12 protein-coding genes and 1 pseudogene are annotated in these 12,651 nt (G+C 60.2%); 5 read left to right on the top strand and 8 right to left on the bottom strand.

The window, feature by feature from the left end:
• Nucleotides 1-65: 65 nt before the first annotated feature.
• Complete coding sequence (locus PDMSB3_RS33765; protein WP_165189299.1) at nt 66-1,238, top strand: acyltransferase family protein; 1,173 nt, start codon at nt 66-68, stop codon at nt 1,236-1,238.
• Between the two features lie 94 nt (nt 1,239-1,332).
• A complete protein-coding gene (locus PDMSB3_RS33760) occupies nt 1,333-1,581 on the top strand; it encodes a hypothetical protein (protein WP_007178243.1) in 249 nt (82 codons plus the stop codon).
• A gap of 380 nt (nt 1,582-1,961) precedes the next feature.
• On the opposite strand, the gene PDMSB3_RS33755 is transcribed toward PDMSB3_RS33760, so the two are convergent.
• The 7 genes from PDMSB3_RS33755 to PDMSB3_RS33725 all read right to left on the bottom strand — a co-directional run bounded on the left by PDMSB3_RS33755 (nt 1,962) and on the right by PDMSB3_RS33725 (nt 8,296).
• Nucleotides 1,962-2,279, bottom strand: a complete 318-nt coding sequence (locus PDMSB3_RS33755) for a DUF4148 domain-containing protein (protein WP_007178242.1) — start codon at nt 2,277-2,279, stop codon at nt 1,962-1,964.
• A gap of 217 nt (nt 2,280-2,496) precedes the next feature.
• Complete coding sequence (locus PDMSB3_RS33750) at nt 2,497-3,186, bottom strand: hypothetical protein (RefSeq protein WP_165189723.1); 690 nt, start codon at nt 3,184-3,186, stop codon at nt 2,497-2,499.
• Nucleotides 3,186-3,668, bottom strand: coding sequence for a glycoside hydrolase family 108 protein (locus PDMSB3_RS33745; RefSeq protein ID WP_007178240.1), 483 nt, complete (start codon nt 3,666-3,668; stop codon nt 3,186-3,188). The genes PDMSB3_RS33750 and PDMSB3_RS33745 overlap by 1 nt, the downstream gene beginning before the upstream one ends.
• 98 nt (nt 3,669-3,766) lie before the next feature.
• On the bottom strand, nt 3,767-5,200 hold the full coding sequence (locus PDMSB3_RS33740) for a tetratricopeptide repeat protein (protein WP_165189296.1): 1,434 nt from the start codon (nt 5,198-5,200) through the stop codon (nt 3,767-3,769).
• A 359-nt stretch (nt 5,201-5,559) separates the two neighbouring features.
• Nucleotides 5,560-6,423: an ABC transporter permease gene (locus PDMSB3_RS33735; RefSeq protein ID WP_007178238.1), complete on the bottom strand. Its 864-nt coding sequence runs from the start codon at nt 6,421-6,423 to the stop codon at nt 5,560-5,562.
• A gap of 16 nt (nt 6,424-6,439) precedes the next feature.
• Nucleotides 6,440-7,234, bottom strand: a complete 795-nt coding sequence (locus tag PDMSB3_RS33730) for an ABC transporter ATP-binding protein (RefSeq protein ID WP_007178237.1) — start codon at nt 7,232-7,234, stop codon at nt 6,440-6,442.
• Nucleotides 7,235-7,276: 42 nt separating this feature from the next.
• Nucleotides 7,277-8,296, bottom strand: a complete 1,020-nt coding sequence (locus PDMSB3_RS33725; protein ID WP_165189293.1) for an ABC transporter substrate-binding protein — start codon at nt 8,294-8,296, stop codon at nt 7,277-7,279.
• 272 nt (nt 8,297-8,568) lie between these two features.
• Between PDMSB3_RS33725 and PDMSB3_RS33720 the strand changes: the two genes are divergently transcribed.
• Together PDMSB3_RS33720 and PDMSB3_RS33715 are read left to right on the top strand one after the other, a co-directional pair.
• Nucleotides 8,569-9,246 carry a response regulator gene (locus PDMSB3_RS33720; protein ID WP_011492737.1) on the top strand — a complete coding sequence of 226 codons (678 nt, stop codon included), beginning with the start codon at nt 8,569-8,571 and terminating at the stop codon, nt 9,244-9,246.
• Nucleotides 9,236-10,630 (top strand): sensor histidine kinase, encoded by a 1,395-nt coding sequence (locus PDMSB3_RS33715; protein WP_165189290.1) that lies wholly within the window; start codon nt 9,236-9,238, stop codon nt 10,628-10,630. Before PDMSB3_RS33720 ends, PDMSB3_RS33715 begins: the two co-directional genes overlap by 11 nt.
• Before the next feature lie 145 nt (nt 10,631-10,775).
• Here the strand turns inward: PDMSB3_RS33715 and PDMSB3_RS38500 are convergent, their stop codons facing one another.
• Nucleotides 10,776-11,054: a transposase gene (locus tag PDMSB3_RS38500; protein WP_165189287.1), complete on the bottom strand. Its 279-nt coding sequence runs from the start codon at nt 11,052-11,054 to the stop codon at nt 10,776-10,778.
• Nucleotides 11,055-11,375: 321 nt separating this feature from the next.
• Between PDMSB3_RS38500 and PDMSB3_RS33705 the strand changes: the two are divergent.
• Nucleotides 11,376-12,357: pseudogene (locus PDMSB3_RS33705) on the top strand (EAL domain-containing protein).
• Nucleotides 12,358-12,651: the final 294 nt, after the last annotated feature.

Genomic DNA, 12,651 nt, shown 5'->3' with positions numbered 1-12,651 from the left:
GTACCGAATAAAAGCAGGGTGAGCCGTAGTTTGATGGACAACTTCTCTGTCCAGTTCAGACTCACATGGCGCCCACCGGCAAACAGCATTGCGACACTTTGGACCTGATCCGCGCATTGGCGGCAGGCACGGTATGTGTGAGTCATCTGCGCAATCTCATGTTCGTCGACTACCGTTCAAGTGCCGGAATCGGGCTGGCGGGCAAGGCGTTCTATTTTGTCAGCAACTACGGCCACACTGCGGTGATCGTGTTTTTTCTGCTGAGCGGATACTTCGTGGGCGGTTCGGTGTTGCGCCAGGTCGAGGCCGGGACATGGAACTGGCAGCGCTATCTGACCGAGCGCATGTCGCGGTTGTGGATCGTGCTGATTCCCGCACTGCTGCTGACAATGTTTTGGGATCGCATGGGCATCGCGCTGGCGGGCGGACCATTCTATCTCGGCACCGAAGGGACGTTCGATCAGCAGATCAACGTCGCGTCGCATCTCGGCGCGGCGACGCTGGCCTGCAATCTCGTGTTCCTGCAGACCTTGGCGTGCGGTACTTATGGCTCCAATGGGCCGCTGTGGAGCCTTGCCAACGAGTTCTGGTATTACCTCTGGTTTCCAGCGTGTTTCGTGCTATTGCGCCAGCGTCGCGGTTTCGGCGCCTTCGCCGCTGCGGCGTTCGCACTCGCCACGATGATTGTGTTCCCGTCGCTTCTGAGCGGGTTCGGACTATGGCTGCTCGGCGTCGTCCTGGTGGTACTGGAAAAGCGCTTTCCGGCGCGCAGCGCGCGTACGGGCTTGCCCTGGTTCACGCTCGCGAGCGGTGCAGTGTTTGTCGCGGCGCTGGTGTGCTCGCGTTTGTTCCTGTGGAGTAACGACTGGATCGTCGGCGTGCCGTGCTTCATATTCCTGCGCTGCATTCTCTGGGAAAACGTCCGGCTGCATCCGGCGCCGCTGTCGCGTATCGCGATACGGTTTTCCGGGTTCTCGTATTCACTGTATCTGACGCATTTCTCGTTCATTCTATTCGTCGCCGCGGTCGGATTCGGGCAGCGTATCCAGTTCGATGCCCGCGGCGCGCTAGTGCTGCTGGGCATGCTCGCCCTGTGCTATGTGTATGCCTATGCCGTTTATCTGCTGTTCGAGCGGAACACCAAACGCGTGCAGCGGAGCATCCAGAAGTTCCGTTTTCTGCGGACAGCGCCGGGTCCGGTCGCTCCGCGTGGCGGATCGCGCGGAAGCATTGGGTGATTTAATCTGCATCATGGAATAGCGCCCGATGGGGAAACCCCTAGGACCATGCATCCGAGGTTCGCGTTAGTCTGCTCAAAAGAGGAGGCTAACCATGAGACAAGCGTTCAATATTGCCGTCGTGCTGCTGCTCGGCTATCTGATGGCGGATAGGGCGCTGATGCGCGCGCAAGCGGGTGAGATGGGGACGATAACGTGCCATCAGGGCGCCGAACTGGTCAAATCGGACGCGCTGAAAAAAGGCTTTGGAGACACTGGCGCCAGCAGTCAGGGCGAGAATTTTCTGTCGAGCTGTCTCGTCACCGGGCGCGGCCAGGTGGGCGATCTGGTCGCTCGCGACTGACGGGGTTCGCGGGCCCAATATCTGAAACGGACCCGTCACCGGCTGTTGCCGAGGCCGTTGTGATATTCACAGAGGCGCCGCCAAACCGCACGCTGGGAAAAAGCGCCCGGACCGTGAAGGTCCAGGCGGAAGTCATCGGAAGCCCGATGACGGAGGTAAGGAATACACAACTGGCCCGCGATCGGGAATACTCGGTCGCGGGCCAGTTCTTTGAATCAGTGCGCGCATGTCATCTGCGCGCTGAGCGTCCTCGCCGTGCACAAGTCTTGGTGCCTGCGCGGGGCAGTCCGCTGAACAGCAGGTTACGGCTGGGTTACCGCTTGACTACCGCATAGCCGCCGCCTCATTGCCGCTTGGCCACTTTGCCGCTTAGTTGCCGCTTAATTGCCAAAGTAGACCGATTTCGGGCCGTTCGCGGGAACCGGGCGACCTGCTTGTGACGCGCCACTCACCACACCGCCGAAACCACTTTCCGCTGCCTGCGCGGTGCCGTTCTGAGCGGCGACGCGAGCTTCGGCGGCCTGAATGTCAGCCGGGTAGTACGGGTCGTCGCGGCCCGGTTGATAGCCTGCCTTTTCGAGTTGAATCAGTTCGGCACGCACTTGGGCGCGGGTCACCGGCTGGTTGGACTGCGCAAACGAAGCCACAGGAGCGGCGAGCACAGCAGCGATAACAACAGCTTGAATGAGCGATTTCATGATGAACTACCTCCAGTTCGGTTTTTGTCGTGCTACGAGCGTTCTCGTTCGTAGTCAGTGATTGCATTCTAGTTTTGCGACTTGGAGAGAGTAATCACCGTTTCAGGTAATGTTTGTTGCTGAATCTGAGACAAAACGACTTCAACAGACGATGCACACAGCGAGCCGTTCCCTCGCCGCTTGCATCGTCCGGACTGCGGAACGCCAGGAACGCCAGTCAGTTACCCGAAAAGATCGGACCCTGTGCGCCCGGCGCGAACTGCTGGAACACCTCGGCATGCGACGGCGCGGGAGCCGCTTGTGAACGTGGTGCCGAAGATGCGGGCTCACGCAGCGTGACCGCGCTGTCCGGCGTAATGGGCACACTGGGCTTGGCGAGCAGTTCGGTCTTGCGCATCGATCCGATCGACGTGCCGAAGTAGTAACCGATGATGCTGATCCACGCCGTACCCAGCGCGCCGACGATCACGTTGACGAGATCCTTGTTTGGCCCCGGCAGCGGCTGGAAGGCCATGAGCAGCAAAATTCCGAAGAATCCCGCGGTAACCGCCATAGCGAGCACCTTCGGCACCCAGTCCTTGTTGGAGACTCCCATTGCGCGCGCGTCGGCCCGATCGGCGGCCTGGATGCGCGCCATGTCGCTTTCGTGCGCGAGACCCGCCTGGGCGGCGGTGACCATCAATTGTTGCAACTGCAACGAGTTCGCACTCTCTGCCTGGCGGATCTTCTCGAGTGCGCCGGGATCGTTCAAGGCGGGCTCCACGAAGGTGGGATCGCTTGGCGTTCCGAGTGCATGTGAAATGATCGAAGCGGCGGCTGTCACGCCCAGGCCAACCGGACCACCCACCAGCCCGGCGAGAAGCGGGGCGGTGCCCCCAATGTTCGAGGCTACTTTTGACCAGTCCATCATGCTGCTCCCAGGAGAAGATTAGAGGCCATTCTGTCTGTCCATCCACGGCTGAAATTGGGCCATGCATGCAGGTTGCGCAGGTAACGCAAGCGATAGGCGGCAAAGCGCATGACAAACTTCAACGGGTCAGCGCTTTTGACCGCGTCCAGTGTGTCCGGGCCGAACTTGCCGTCTTCTTTCGCGCCGGACGCCTTTTGCATCCACAACACCACCAGGCCGCCGTTGTAATTGGCGTCGAATATCTGGAAGGCCACTCGCGCGTCGAGTTCGTCGAGGTGCAACGGATCCCAGTACTTCTGTTTGGCAATCTGTTTCGCAGTATCCAGAGGCAGATCTTTCATGGCGCCGGTATAACCCTGGCTGCGCGCCACGCGTGCCGTCACGCCCCACATAGTTTCACCGCCAGGGTCGTGCGGATTGAAGGAGTACCCACCTTCATTTCCGATCAGAGCCTTGAATGCATCATCGAAGTTGTCCATCGACCATCTCCTCTTCCACTGTGTGTACTACTGCGAAGGTAAAGTGCTTTCGGGCCAGGCCATTTATGTGGCGGTCCATCCAATACTGCCGACTGCTCTCAAGCGGTTTGAAACGGAAGTGCTGCGGGGGGATTTGAAACGGGTCTGACCTGTCCATCGGGTGTGGATGTGTCGGGGCGGTCGCCTTCCTGAACCGCCTTGGCGATCCGCGCCAGATGACTTTCCCGCGCCGAGACGCTCCCTGCGTCGAGTTGCTGCGCTTGCGCATATTTGCGCGAGGCGCCGAGCAGATCGCCTTTGCGATCCAGTGCCCGGCCCCATTCCGCGTATGAGGGCGCCAGATCGGGGCGCAGTGCGACCGCGCGGGAGAGCTTTTCGATCGCTTCGTCGTAGCGGCCCACGGTGACGAGCGCTTCGCCCCAATCGTGCAGGTTGTCGACGGAGTCCGGCTTCATGCTGCCCGCCTGCCTGAACGCGTCGAGTGCTTCGGAATAGCGATTCGCATGCAACAGCACGTCGCCGAGAAGACGCAGATTTTCAGCCGTCTTCGACTTCTCGCTCGCACCCGCTCGTAATGCTGCGAGCGCGTCGTCGATGCGATGCTGCTGTTCGAGCGCAATGCCGAGGCTTGCGCGCAGCACCGCCGAATGCGTGTACACGGTCAGCGCTTCTCGGGTTTGCTGTTCGGCCTCTTTGGACAGGCCCTGATTGGCAAGCAACCACGCTTTGCCGGCCAGCGCCCATTCGCCTTGCTCGGAGGCGGGCAGTGCCAGCACCTCGTCATAGATCGAGACGATCTCGCCGTAATTGCACTGCGCGAGCGAGCACCTGGTTTTCTGCACTTGCGAATAGAGATGGCTGGCGAGAATATTCGGCTCGGCGAGGCGCATGGCTTTGACCGCAATGTCATGCACAAACTTTTCCAGATCGCGCCCTTCGAAAGGCACCGTGCTTTCGCGGGAATTGAAGGGGCCGCCCTCTATCTGCACATGGGCTATATAGGAGTCCGCGCTGTCGTTCACCTTGGTGATGCCGACGTGAACGACAACGTCCGTGCGCTTGATGACGCCTTTGATGAAGCGCACCGTCGTCGCATACGACATTTCCTGACCGGGGATCTGTATGTCCGGTTGCGCGTCGTTATCGGTCATGGTGTCGTGAGGAATCGACTCGGCGTCCTGGCCGATCGCTCTCATCGAAGACATGATGCGTTCAGCGAGAAAGTTCGACGTATAGCCGCGCTCCACCAGCGACTGCGGCGTTTCGACGGGCGGCACCAGCAATTGCCGCGTGAGTACGCCGCGCACGACGAGGCAGAGGAAGCCGATGGTAAGCACCGCGAATACCCACGGCAAAACGTACGGCCACAATTGCTTCGGACCTCGCCCGATGAAACCGGCGGTCCGCAACCCGAACGGCACGAGTCCGGTAGCAAAGTGGCGGGTTCGACTGCGATGCTTCGAACCGCTTTCTGCGAGAAAAGACCGGCTTCGCCAATTCACTGGCCGACGCTGACTTTGCACACTCGACATGACGCACCTCGATTTACCCGATGTTGGCAAGTACACGACTGGGTGGCGCTTATTACGCATCGACCGTGCCACTGCGCACAGTGCCTTGTGCGGCGGGGCTGTACGCTATTGCGGCGAGTGTGAGAGCGGAAATGTGTTGCGTGCGGGCCAACGAACGCTGGCTACCAGTTTGTTGGCGGGAGACAGGCGGTGGGGAATTAAACCGGCGGATTCGTCGGCTTCTGCGTAGCGCACCAGAACTGCGCGTTCAAGGTACTTCGTGTTCTTCGTTCCGTACAAAAGAAAATGCCGTTCAGCCTGTGACTGAACGGCATTCCATTTTCCCCGAAGCCGTCTTCTACACAGCCCGGATAATCCGCTTAAACCGCTGCCGGCCTCCATTTCAACAACCGCTGTTCGACCGCGGTCAACAGATAGTCCGCTGCCAGTGCGACCACAGCCAGCACGATCATCGCCGCGAATACGCCACTCGCGTTGAATGCGCCCTGCGCGGTGGAAATGAGCAGACCGATACCCTGCTTCGAACCGAGAAACTCGCCCACCACCGCACCGACCAACGCAAAACCGAAGCTCACGTGCAAGCTGGCAAGAATCCAGCTCAACGCTGAAGGGATCACCACCGAGGTGGTGACCTGACGGCGCGATGCGCCGAGAATCTGCGCATTCGCGATCATGTAGCGATCGGCTTCACGCACGCCCTGGAAGGCATTGGCGAACACGACGAAGAACACCATCACCACTGCCAGCGCCACCTTCGACGCCATGCCCAGACCCAGCGCAATCACGAACACCGAGCCGAGCACCACGCGCGGAATCGAATTGGCGATCTTGATGTAGAGACTGAAAACGTCGGACAGTAGCTTGTTACGGCCAAGCACGATGCCGCAGAACACACCGGCCACCGAACCGATAATGAAACCGAGCCCAGTTTCTTCGAGCGTGACCCACACCTGGGTGAGCAGCGGGCCTTGCGAGGTGCCGTTCACAAACCAGTCGACGATCTGGTCGAAAATCGCACTCGGCATCGAGAAAAAGAACGGGTCGATCCACTTCAGGCGCGCGGACAGTTCCCACCCGCCGAGTACGACCACCAGCACGACGATACGCAACGTGATCACGAGCGCGTGACGTTGCCGGATACGCTTTTGCGCCACGCGTTCGACTTGCGCGAGCGACGCGGCGTCGATGCCCGAAGGCATCATCTGTTGAGAGGTAGTAGACATGTTTGCCGTTCCTTGATTAACCGATCTGCACTTCTTCGCGCAGGTCGTGCCAGATGTCACGCGAGATTTCGATGAAACGCGGGTCGTAGCGAACCTCCGACGTCACGCGCGGACGCGGCAGATCGATCTCGTACACTTTCTTCAACGTGGCCGGGCGCGCGGTCAGCACGAATACGCGGTCGGCGAGTGCAATCGCTTCTTCCAGATCGTGCGTGACGAATACCACCGAGCCGGCACCCCCCCACAATTGCAGAAGTTCGTCCTGCATCAACGTGCGTGTCTGCATGTCGAGCGCCGAAAACGGCTCGTCCATCAACAGGATTTCCGGCTTGTTGATGAAGGTTTGCGCGAGCGCCACGCGCTTTCTCATACCACCGGACAGTTGATGCGGATAGTGCTTGCCGAATTTGTCGAGGCCCACGCGGCGCAACCATTCGTTGGCTTCGTCATACGCGGCCGATTTCGAGCGGCCGCGATACAGCGGGCCCGCCGCCACGTTGTCGAGCACCGAGCGCCACGGGAACACGGCATCGGCCTGAAACACGAAGCCGATGCGCGGATCGATGCCGTCCACCGGCGCGCCCATCACGCGCACTTCGCCCGTGGTGGGCTTCAGCAGGCCGGTAATCATGCTGAGTGTGGTGGACTTGCCGCAACCCGTGGGGCCGACTACCGCGACGAATTCGCCGCGCGCCACGGACATGCTGAAGTCGCGCAACGCGATCGTCGCCTTGCCGTCCGGAGAAATGAAACGGCACGATACGTTGCGCATCTCGATGGCTGGCGTATCGCGTGACATGGGTTGATTCATCGGCTGGTGCCTCGCTGTTCTCGTGACGTTGATTAAAGAGCGTTACTTCGCTGCGGTCTTGACCGCCGCCGACACGTAGTCGTTGCTGTAGGTCTTGGCGAGATCGATATGCTTGCCCTTCACCGAGGGATTGAACGCCGACAGCACCTTCAACACCGTGTCTGGACCGTCGGCGGGCATCTTGCCGTCCTTCGTGAACATCGGCAGCGACGCCTTCAGCGCGCCGACGTACAGGTCTTTATTGTTGCCGTAGTAGTCCTTTGGCATCTTCGCGGCGATTTCTTCCGCGCTGTGGGTCGCGATGAAGTTCAGCGTCTTCGCGAAAGCATGCGAGAGCTTCGCGGCCTCGTCTTTATGCGACTCCGCCCATGCGCGCTGCACATAGAAGCTCGAAGCCGGATAGGTGCCGCCGAGCGCGGCGCGCGTGCTTTCCAGCGTGCGCATGTCGACCAGCACTTTGGCGTCGCCGGTTTTCAGCAACTGCGAGACAGTCGGCTCGGTCGTCATGCCCGCCTCGATGCGGTTCTGCTTGATGGCCGCGATAAAGCTGTTGTCCGCGCCCACCGGCAGCAGTGTGTATTGTGTGGACGGCACGCCCGCACGTTGTGCGAGGTATTGCGTAAGGAAACTGGTCGACGAGCCGAGTCCGGTCACGCCGAGCGTCTTGCCCTTCGAGTCGGCCATGCTTTTGAAGGTATCGGCGGCCTTGGTGGAGACCATCTCCACTTCACCCGGCACCTGCCCGAACACCACTAGCGCCTGGACTTCCTTGCCCTTGCTCTGCAGGTCGATGGTGTGGTCGTAAAAGCCCACCACGCCTTGCACCGCGCCTGCGAGCAGTTCGTTCTCCGCATCGACGCCGGCCGGTTGCGAGAGGATTTCGACGTCGAGGCCCTCGTCCTTGAAGTAGCCGAGTTGCTCCGTGAGTTTGGCCGGTAGATAGATGATCTTGGTGGCGCCGCCGACCATGATCGTGAGCTTTTCCGCGTGAGCGGCGGCCGAAGCGGCGGCAAGGGTAAACGCAACACCTGACACAGCGGCAATCTGGCGCAAGGTACGCATGAAGCAGTCTCCTTAGGTTTGGTCGCCGCTGGGTGATGCATGCGGCGCTTTCTGGGTGAATGACGGCGATTATAGAAATTGGAAACCTTCTGGTAGCTTTCTGGGCCGGGGGCAAATCATGGGTGTTAACCCGAAACCTCGCCGCGACCTCGCCAAAATCTCACCCCAACGCCCGGCCCAAACTCCGCAACGTATGCCGCAAACCACAGAGGAAGCGCGCAAACCCCTTGTTTTACGGCACAATCGACGGCCTGACTTTTGCCGCTCCCGCCATGAAGCTGCTGCTTATCGAAGACAACCCCACGCTGGCGCACTGGCTCGCGAAGATGCTGGAGCAGGAGGCGTTCGCGCTCGACGCCGTGCAGGACGGCGACGCGGCCGACCAGTTGCTGCGCACCAACCACTACGACGTGATCCTGCTCGACCTGAATCTGCCCAAGCTGTCGGGCAAGAACGTGCTGCGTCGTTTGCGCCAGCGCGGCGATGCGACGCCGGTGCTGATTCTGACGGCAAGCGGTTCGATCGACGAAAAGGTGGAATTGCTCGGAGCCGGCGCGGACGATTACCTGGTCAAGCCGTTCGAAGTGCGCGAGCTGATCGCGCGGATCAAGGTGGCGATCCGGCGGCAGTCGCCCTCAAAGGCGAGCGAAGTGGTATGCGGCGATCTGGCGTTCGACATCGATACGCGGCAGTTCACACTCAAGGGCGCACCGCTGAACGTTACGCCGCGCGAGCGTTCGGTGCTCGAAACGCTGATCCTGCGGCTGGGCAAAACCGTCACGAAGCCAGCTCTGGTCGACGCGATCTTCACGCTCGCAGACGAGCCGAGCGAAGACGCTGTGGAGATCTATATTTCACGTCTGCGCAAGAAACTCGACGGCAGTTCGGCAGCTATCGTCACGCTGCGCGGGCTCGGCTATCTGCTGCGCAAGAAAGAAGATGACCAATAGCTTGCGCATGCGCCTGTTGTGGTGGCTGCTGGTGCCGCTCGCGTTATACGTGTTCGTGACCGGCAAGGCTGAATACGACAATGCGCGGCGCACGGCGGATCTGGTGCAGGACAATCAGTTGATCTCGTCGGCGCGCATGATCGCAGGCGAAGTGGAATGGGTGGACGGCTTCCTGCGCGTGGATGTGCCGCCCGCCGCGCTCGAAGTATTCGTGTCGCCTTACCGCGATCAGGTGTTCTACAGCGTGAGTGTCGACGAAGGGCGTCTGCTCGCAGGCACGCCTGATTTCCCGGCGCGTCCGGAGCAGGCACCGGATACACCGGATCATTACGACACGCATCTGCAGGGGCATTCCGTGCGCGCGGTCTGCCTCGTGCGTCTCATGTACGACAACGGCGCGACGCGCCGCGTGCGCGTGACGGTCGGTAAAACGGTGCGCTCGCGCGACGCAATGGCCCAGCAGTTGTGGCAGCCGCAACTCGTGCGGCAGATCGAGATGATCGTGCTTGCGGTCGCCTTGGTCTGCATCGGTCTGACCTTTGAATTGCGGCCGCTAATGAAGGTGAAAGAGGATGTGGCGGACCGCGATCCTATGCAACTCGAGCCGATTCGTGTCGAGCGCCTGCATACTGAATTGCGGCCGATTGTCGAAGCGATCAATCAGTGCATTTCGCGGCTTGGTGTTCAGGTGGCTGCGCAGCGCCGCTTTATCGCCGACGCAGCGCACCAGTTGCGCACGCCGCTTACGCTGCTCGGCACGCAGTTGCAGTTCGCGCGCCAGCAGGACGGTTTGAATTCCGCGCTCGATGAAGCACTGGCTGCGATGCACCGCAGTAACCGTTCTATGGTGGGGCTCACGAACAAGCTGCTATTGCTCGCGCAAGCCGAGGCCGCCGACACCACCCAACTCGCCGTGGAAACGGTGGACCTGGTGCCGCTTGCCCTGGAAGTAGTGGAAGATCTCGCGCTGCTTGCGCAGGCCCGCGACATCGATCTGGGGGCCGAACTGAACGGACCCGCACCGGTTGCGGGACATCGTGGCCTGCTTCAGGCGTTGATCGCGAACCTCGCCGAGAATGCGATCCGTTATACCGGCAGCGGTGGCCACGTCACTGTAGGCGTGGATGCGGAAGGCGATACTGTCACCGTCAGTGTGCTGGACGACGGTCCCGGTATTCCTGCCGAATCTCGCAGCCGTGTATTCGAGCCGTTTTTCCGGGCGTCGACGGATACGGAAGGCACCGGGCTAGGTCTTGCTATCGTTCGTGAAATCGCGGACGCTCATCACGGTGACATCACGCTGAAACCCGGCGCGGGCGGTAAAGGCGTGCATATCAGCGTGTCGTTTCCGCGAGCTGCGGTTGAGCAGTCACGGATGGTTTGACGCTACGGTCGGGATCGAAGCTCTCGGCGAGAGTGTGCGAGACCTATCAACCCGCGTGCTATGTGTGCACGGCGACAGATGCGAACTCCTACGCATTGGTTCGCGTCCGATTGCTACGGCATGCGAAACAAATCGTCAATGCCGGTCAGCAGCTCGACCACTCCTGGCCGCACATTGGAAGAAGTTTATTCACCTGGTCCAGCACTCCCGTTTTCTTCCAGGTCATGTACCGAAGATAACAAGTCTGCTGCGGCGGAAAATTGGCCGGAAGCCTGTGCCATTTCTCTTTTTTTTGCTGAACCCAGAGTATCGCGTTGAGAATCTCGCGATCGCTGCGGCGAGGCCGCCCGCGAGTGGACCGAAGATCGGGAAAGAGACTCTGGACGCGAGCCCAATCGTCGTCAGAGAGAGGGATTTGTAGCATTGGCCGCCCCGGAACACAGTGTGAGGAATGCGCAGGGTTGTCTGCCGCATTTGTGCCGATACTAGTAAATCTTTTTTGAGCGGTCAAATTGTCTTGTTGCGGCGCATCGCGGTAGATTGTTCCGTGTTTCGGCGCCGTTAATTGCTCCTTGCCTGATCCGTCGCCCGAGAAATAGTCAAAGGTATTCGCGTTCGTTCTTCACGGTCACGTGGACGTGCGATGCAACGTAACGTGCTGTGGAACGCTACGTAACGCGTCGGGATTCGCAAACGTTTGGCAAAGAAAAATGATGCTTCGCGAAAGTGGCATCGGATACGCGCAATGCGGCGCGTGACGGGCGTTTCCGGCAATTCATCCAGTTTTCCCAAACACTGGTCGAATCGCCTGGCACGGCATGTGCATACAGTGCCGGGATTAAAAGACAAATCCGTCATGCACACGTTCGACTATGCAGAACCTGAACCGCTCACGCTTACGAAACGTGACGTACGCCTCGCTCAAAGCCGCCCGGATGATGCCGGCAGCGCTTCTGTGGAACTGAGTGAATTCGAAAGCCGAATCCGGCGGGGATTGAGCGCGGGTGAATTTCATCTCGTGTTTCAGGGCGCTTATCGAGCCGCCAGCGGGACGTTGGCGCGACTGGAAGCGCAGGTTCGCTGGAAGCATCCGGATTACGGCGTGCTGCTTCCGGGTCTCTTCATGACGGCGCTCGACCATCCGCAGGCCGCCTTGGAAATGGCTTCGTTCGTCGTGGCTGGAGTATGCCGCGAGCTACACGGCTGTCTCGTTGCGAACCTACCGTTGCAGCCGGTCGCGATCGCGATGCCGGCGCACGTGGCGCTGCACGAATCGTTCGCGGACGAGATCGCGCGTGGCCGACTCTTACGACGTGCCGTCCCGGCTGTTTGAAATTGAAGTTTCAGACAGCGCTGAAGCGGCAAAACTGCTCTCTCTACGCACGTTGACTGCGAGTCTTCGGGATGTCGGTGTCAGCATCACGCTCGGCAACTGGGGCAATGGTGGCTCGTCGATGGCGCTGCTCGGCGGCCTCGATGTGGATACCGTCACGATCGCGCGTGAGTTGATGGCGACAGTGCCACGTGACGCGCGTGCAGGCACTGTGATGACGGCGCTCATGGATCTGCTTCACGCACTCGATGTGCGAGTCGTGGTGAGCGGTGTCGATACCAAAGAACAACTCCAGTGGCTGAGCCGATGGCCTGACGCGTTGGCACAGGGAACTCTGTTCCCGCGTCCGCAAGCCGGGTTGGCCAGCATGCTCGCGCTACGTCGCGAGCCGTGACAACGAACCGCGACGTTACGTAACGCGGATGGTCCGCTGCGATGGAGTCAGGGTCCGCAGGCAGTTCGCTACTCCGGGTTTTTCTCGCCGACCACGCTGGCAAGCACCTCTCGGCAGCATACAAGCTGACGTCCGCAAGAATGAAAATGATTGGCACGCTTGGTGCTTTAAAGGTGGCGCGCTGCGCAAATAGCACAAGACGTAGAAGCATAAACATATGTAGCAGTGGACGCCGTTTCAAACGACCGGCCTGGTCGGGGGGCATCAGGCCAGTCTTCTCAACGCAGCGCGATC

The organism is Paraburkholderia dioscoreae, from assembly GCF_902459535.1.
In the GTDB taxonomy this organism is placed as follows: Bacteria; Pseudomonadota; Gammaproteobacteria; order Burkholderiales; family Burkholderiaceae; genus Paraburkholderia; species Paraburkholderia dioscoreae.
Note: the sequence above shows the minus strand (reverse complement) of the source record. Positions and strands in the feature narration are given on the sequence as shown.

What these genes read in the sequence shown, in the direction of transcription:
- PDMSB3_RS33765 (WP_165189299.1), top strand. Translation starts at nt 66, where the DNA reads ATGGCGCCCACCGGCAAACAGCATTGCGACACTTTGGACCTGATCCGC.
- PDMSB3_RS33760 (WP_007178243.1), top strand. Translation starts at nt 1,333, where the DNA reads ATGAGACAAGCGTTCAATATTGCCGTCGTGCTGCTGCTCGGCTATCTG.
- PDMSB3_RS33755 (WP_007178242.1), bottom strand. Translation starts at nt 2,279, where the DNA reads ATGAAATCGCTCATTCAAGCTGTTGTTATCGCTGCTGTGCTCGCCGCT.
- PDMSB3_RS33750 (WP_165189723.1), bottom strand. Translation starts at nt 3,186, where the DNA reads ATGGACTGGTCAAAAGTAGCCTCGAACATTGGGGGCACCGCCCCGCTT.
- PDMSB3_RS33745 (WP_007178240.1), bottom strand. Translation starts at nt 3,668, where the DNA reads ATGGACAACTTCGATGATGCATTCAAGGCTCTGATCGGAAATGAAGGT.
- PDMSB3_RS33740 (WP_165189296.1), bottom strand. Translation starts at nt 5,200, where the DNA reads ATGTCGAGTGTGCAAAGTCAGCGTCGGCCAGTGAATTGGCGAAGCCGG.
- PDMSB3_RS33735 (WP_007178238.1), bottom strand. Translation starts at nt 6,423, where the DNA reads ATGTCTACTACCTCTCAACAGATGATGCCTTCGGGCATCGACGCCGCG.
- PDMSB3_RS33730 (WP_007178237.1), bottom strand. Translation starts at nt 7,234, where the DNA reads ATGAATCAACCCATGTCACGCGATACGCCAGCCATCGAGATGCGCAAC.
- PDMSB3_RS33725 (WP_165189293.1), bottom strand. Translation starts at nt 8,296, where the DNA reads ATGCGTACCTTGCGCCAGATTGCCGCTGTGTCAGGTGTTGCGTTTACC.
- PDMSB3_RS33720 (WP_011492737.1), top strand. Translation starts at nt 8,569, where the DNA reads ATGAAGCTGCTGCTTATCGAAGACAACCCCACGCTGGCGCACTGGCTC.
- PDMSB3_RS33715 (WP_165189290.1), top strand. Translation starts at nt 9,236, where the DNA reads ATGACCAATAGCTTGCGCATGCGCCTGTTGTGGTGGCTGCTGGTGCCG.
- PDMSB3_RS38500 (WP_165189287.1), bottom strand. Translation starts at nt 11,054, where the DNA reads ATGCTACAAATCCCTCTCTCTGACGACGATTGGGCTCGCGTCCAGAGT.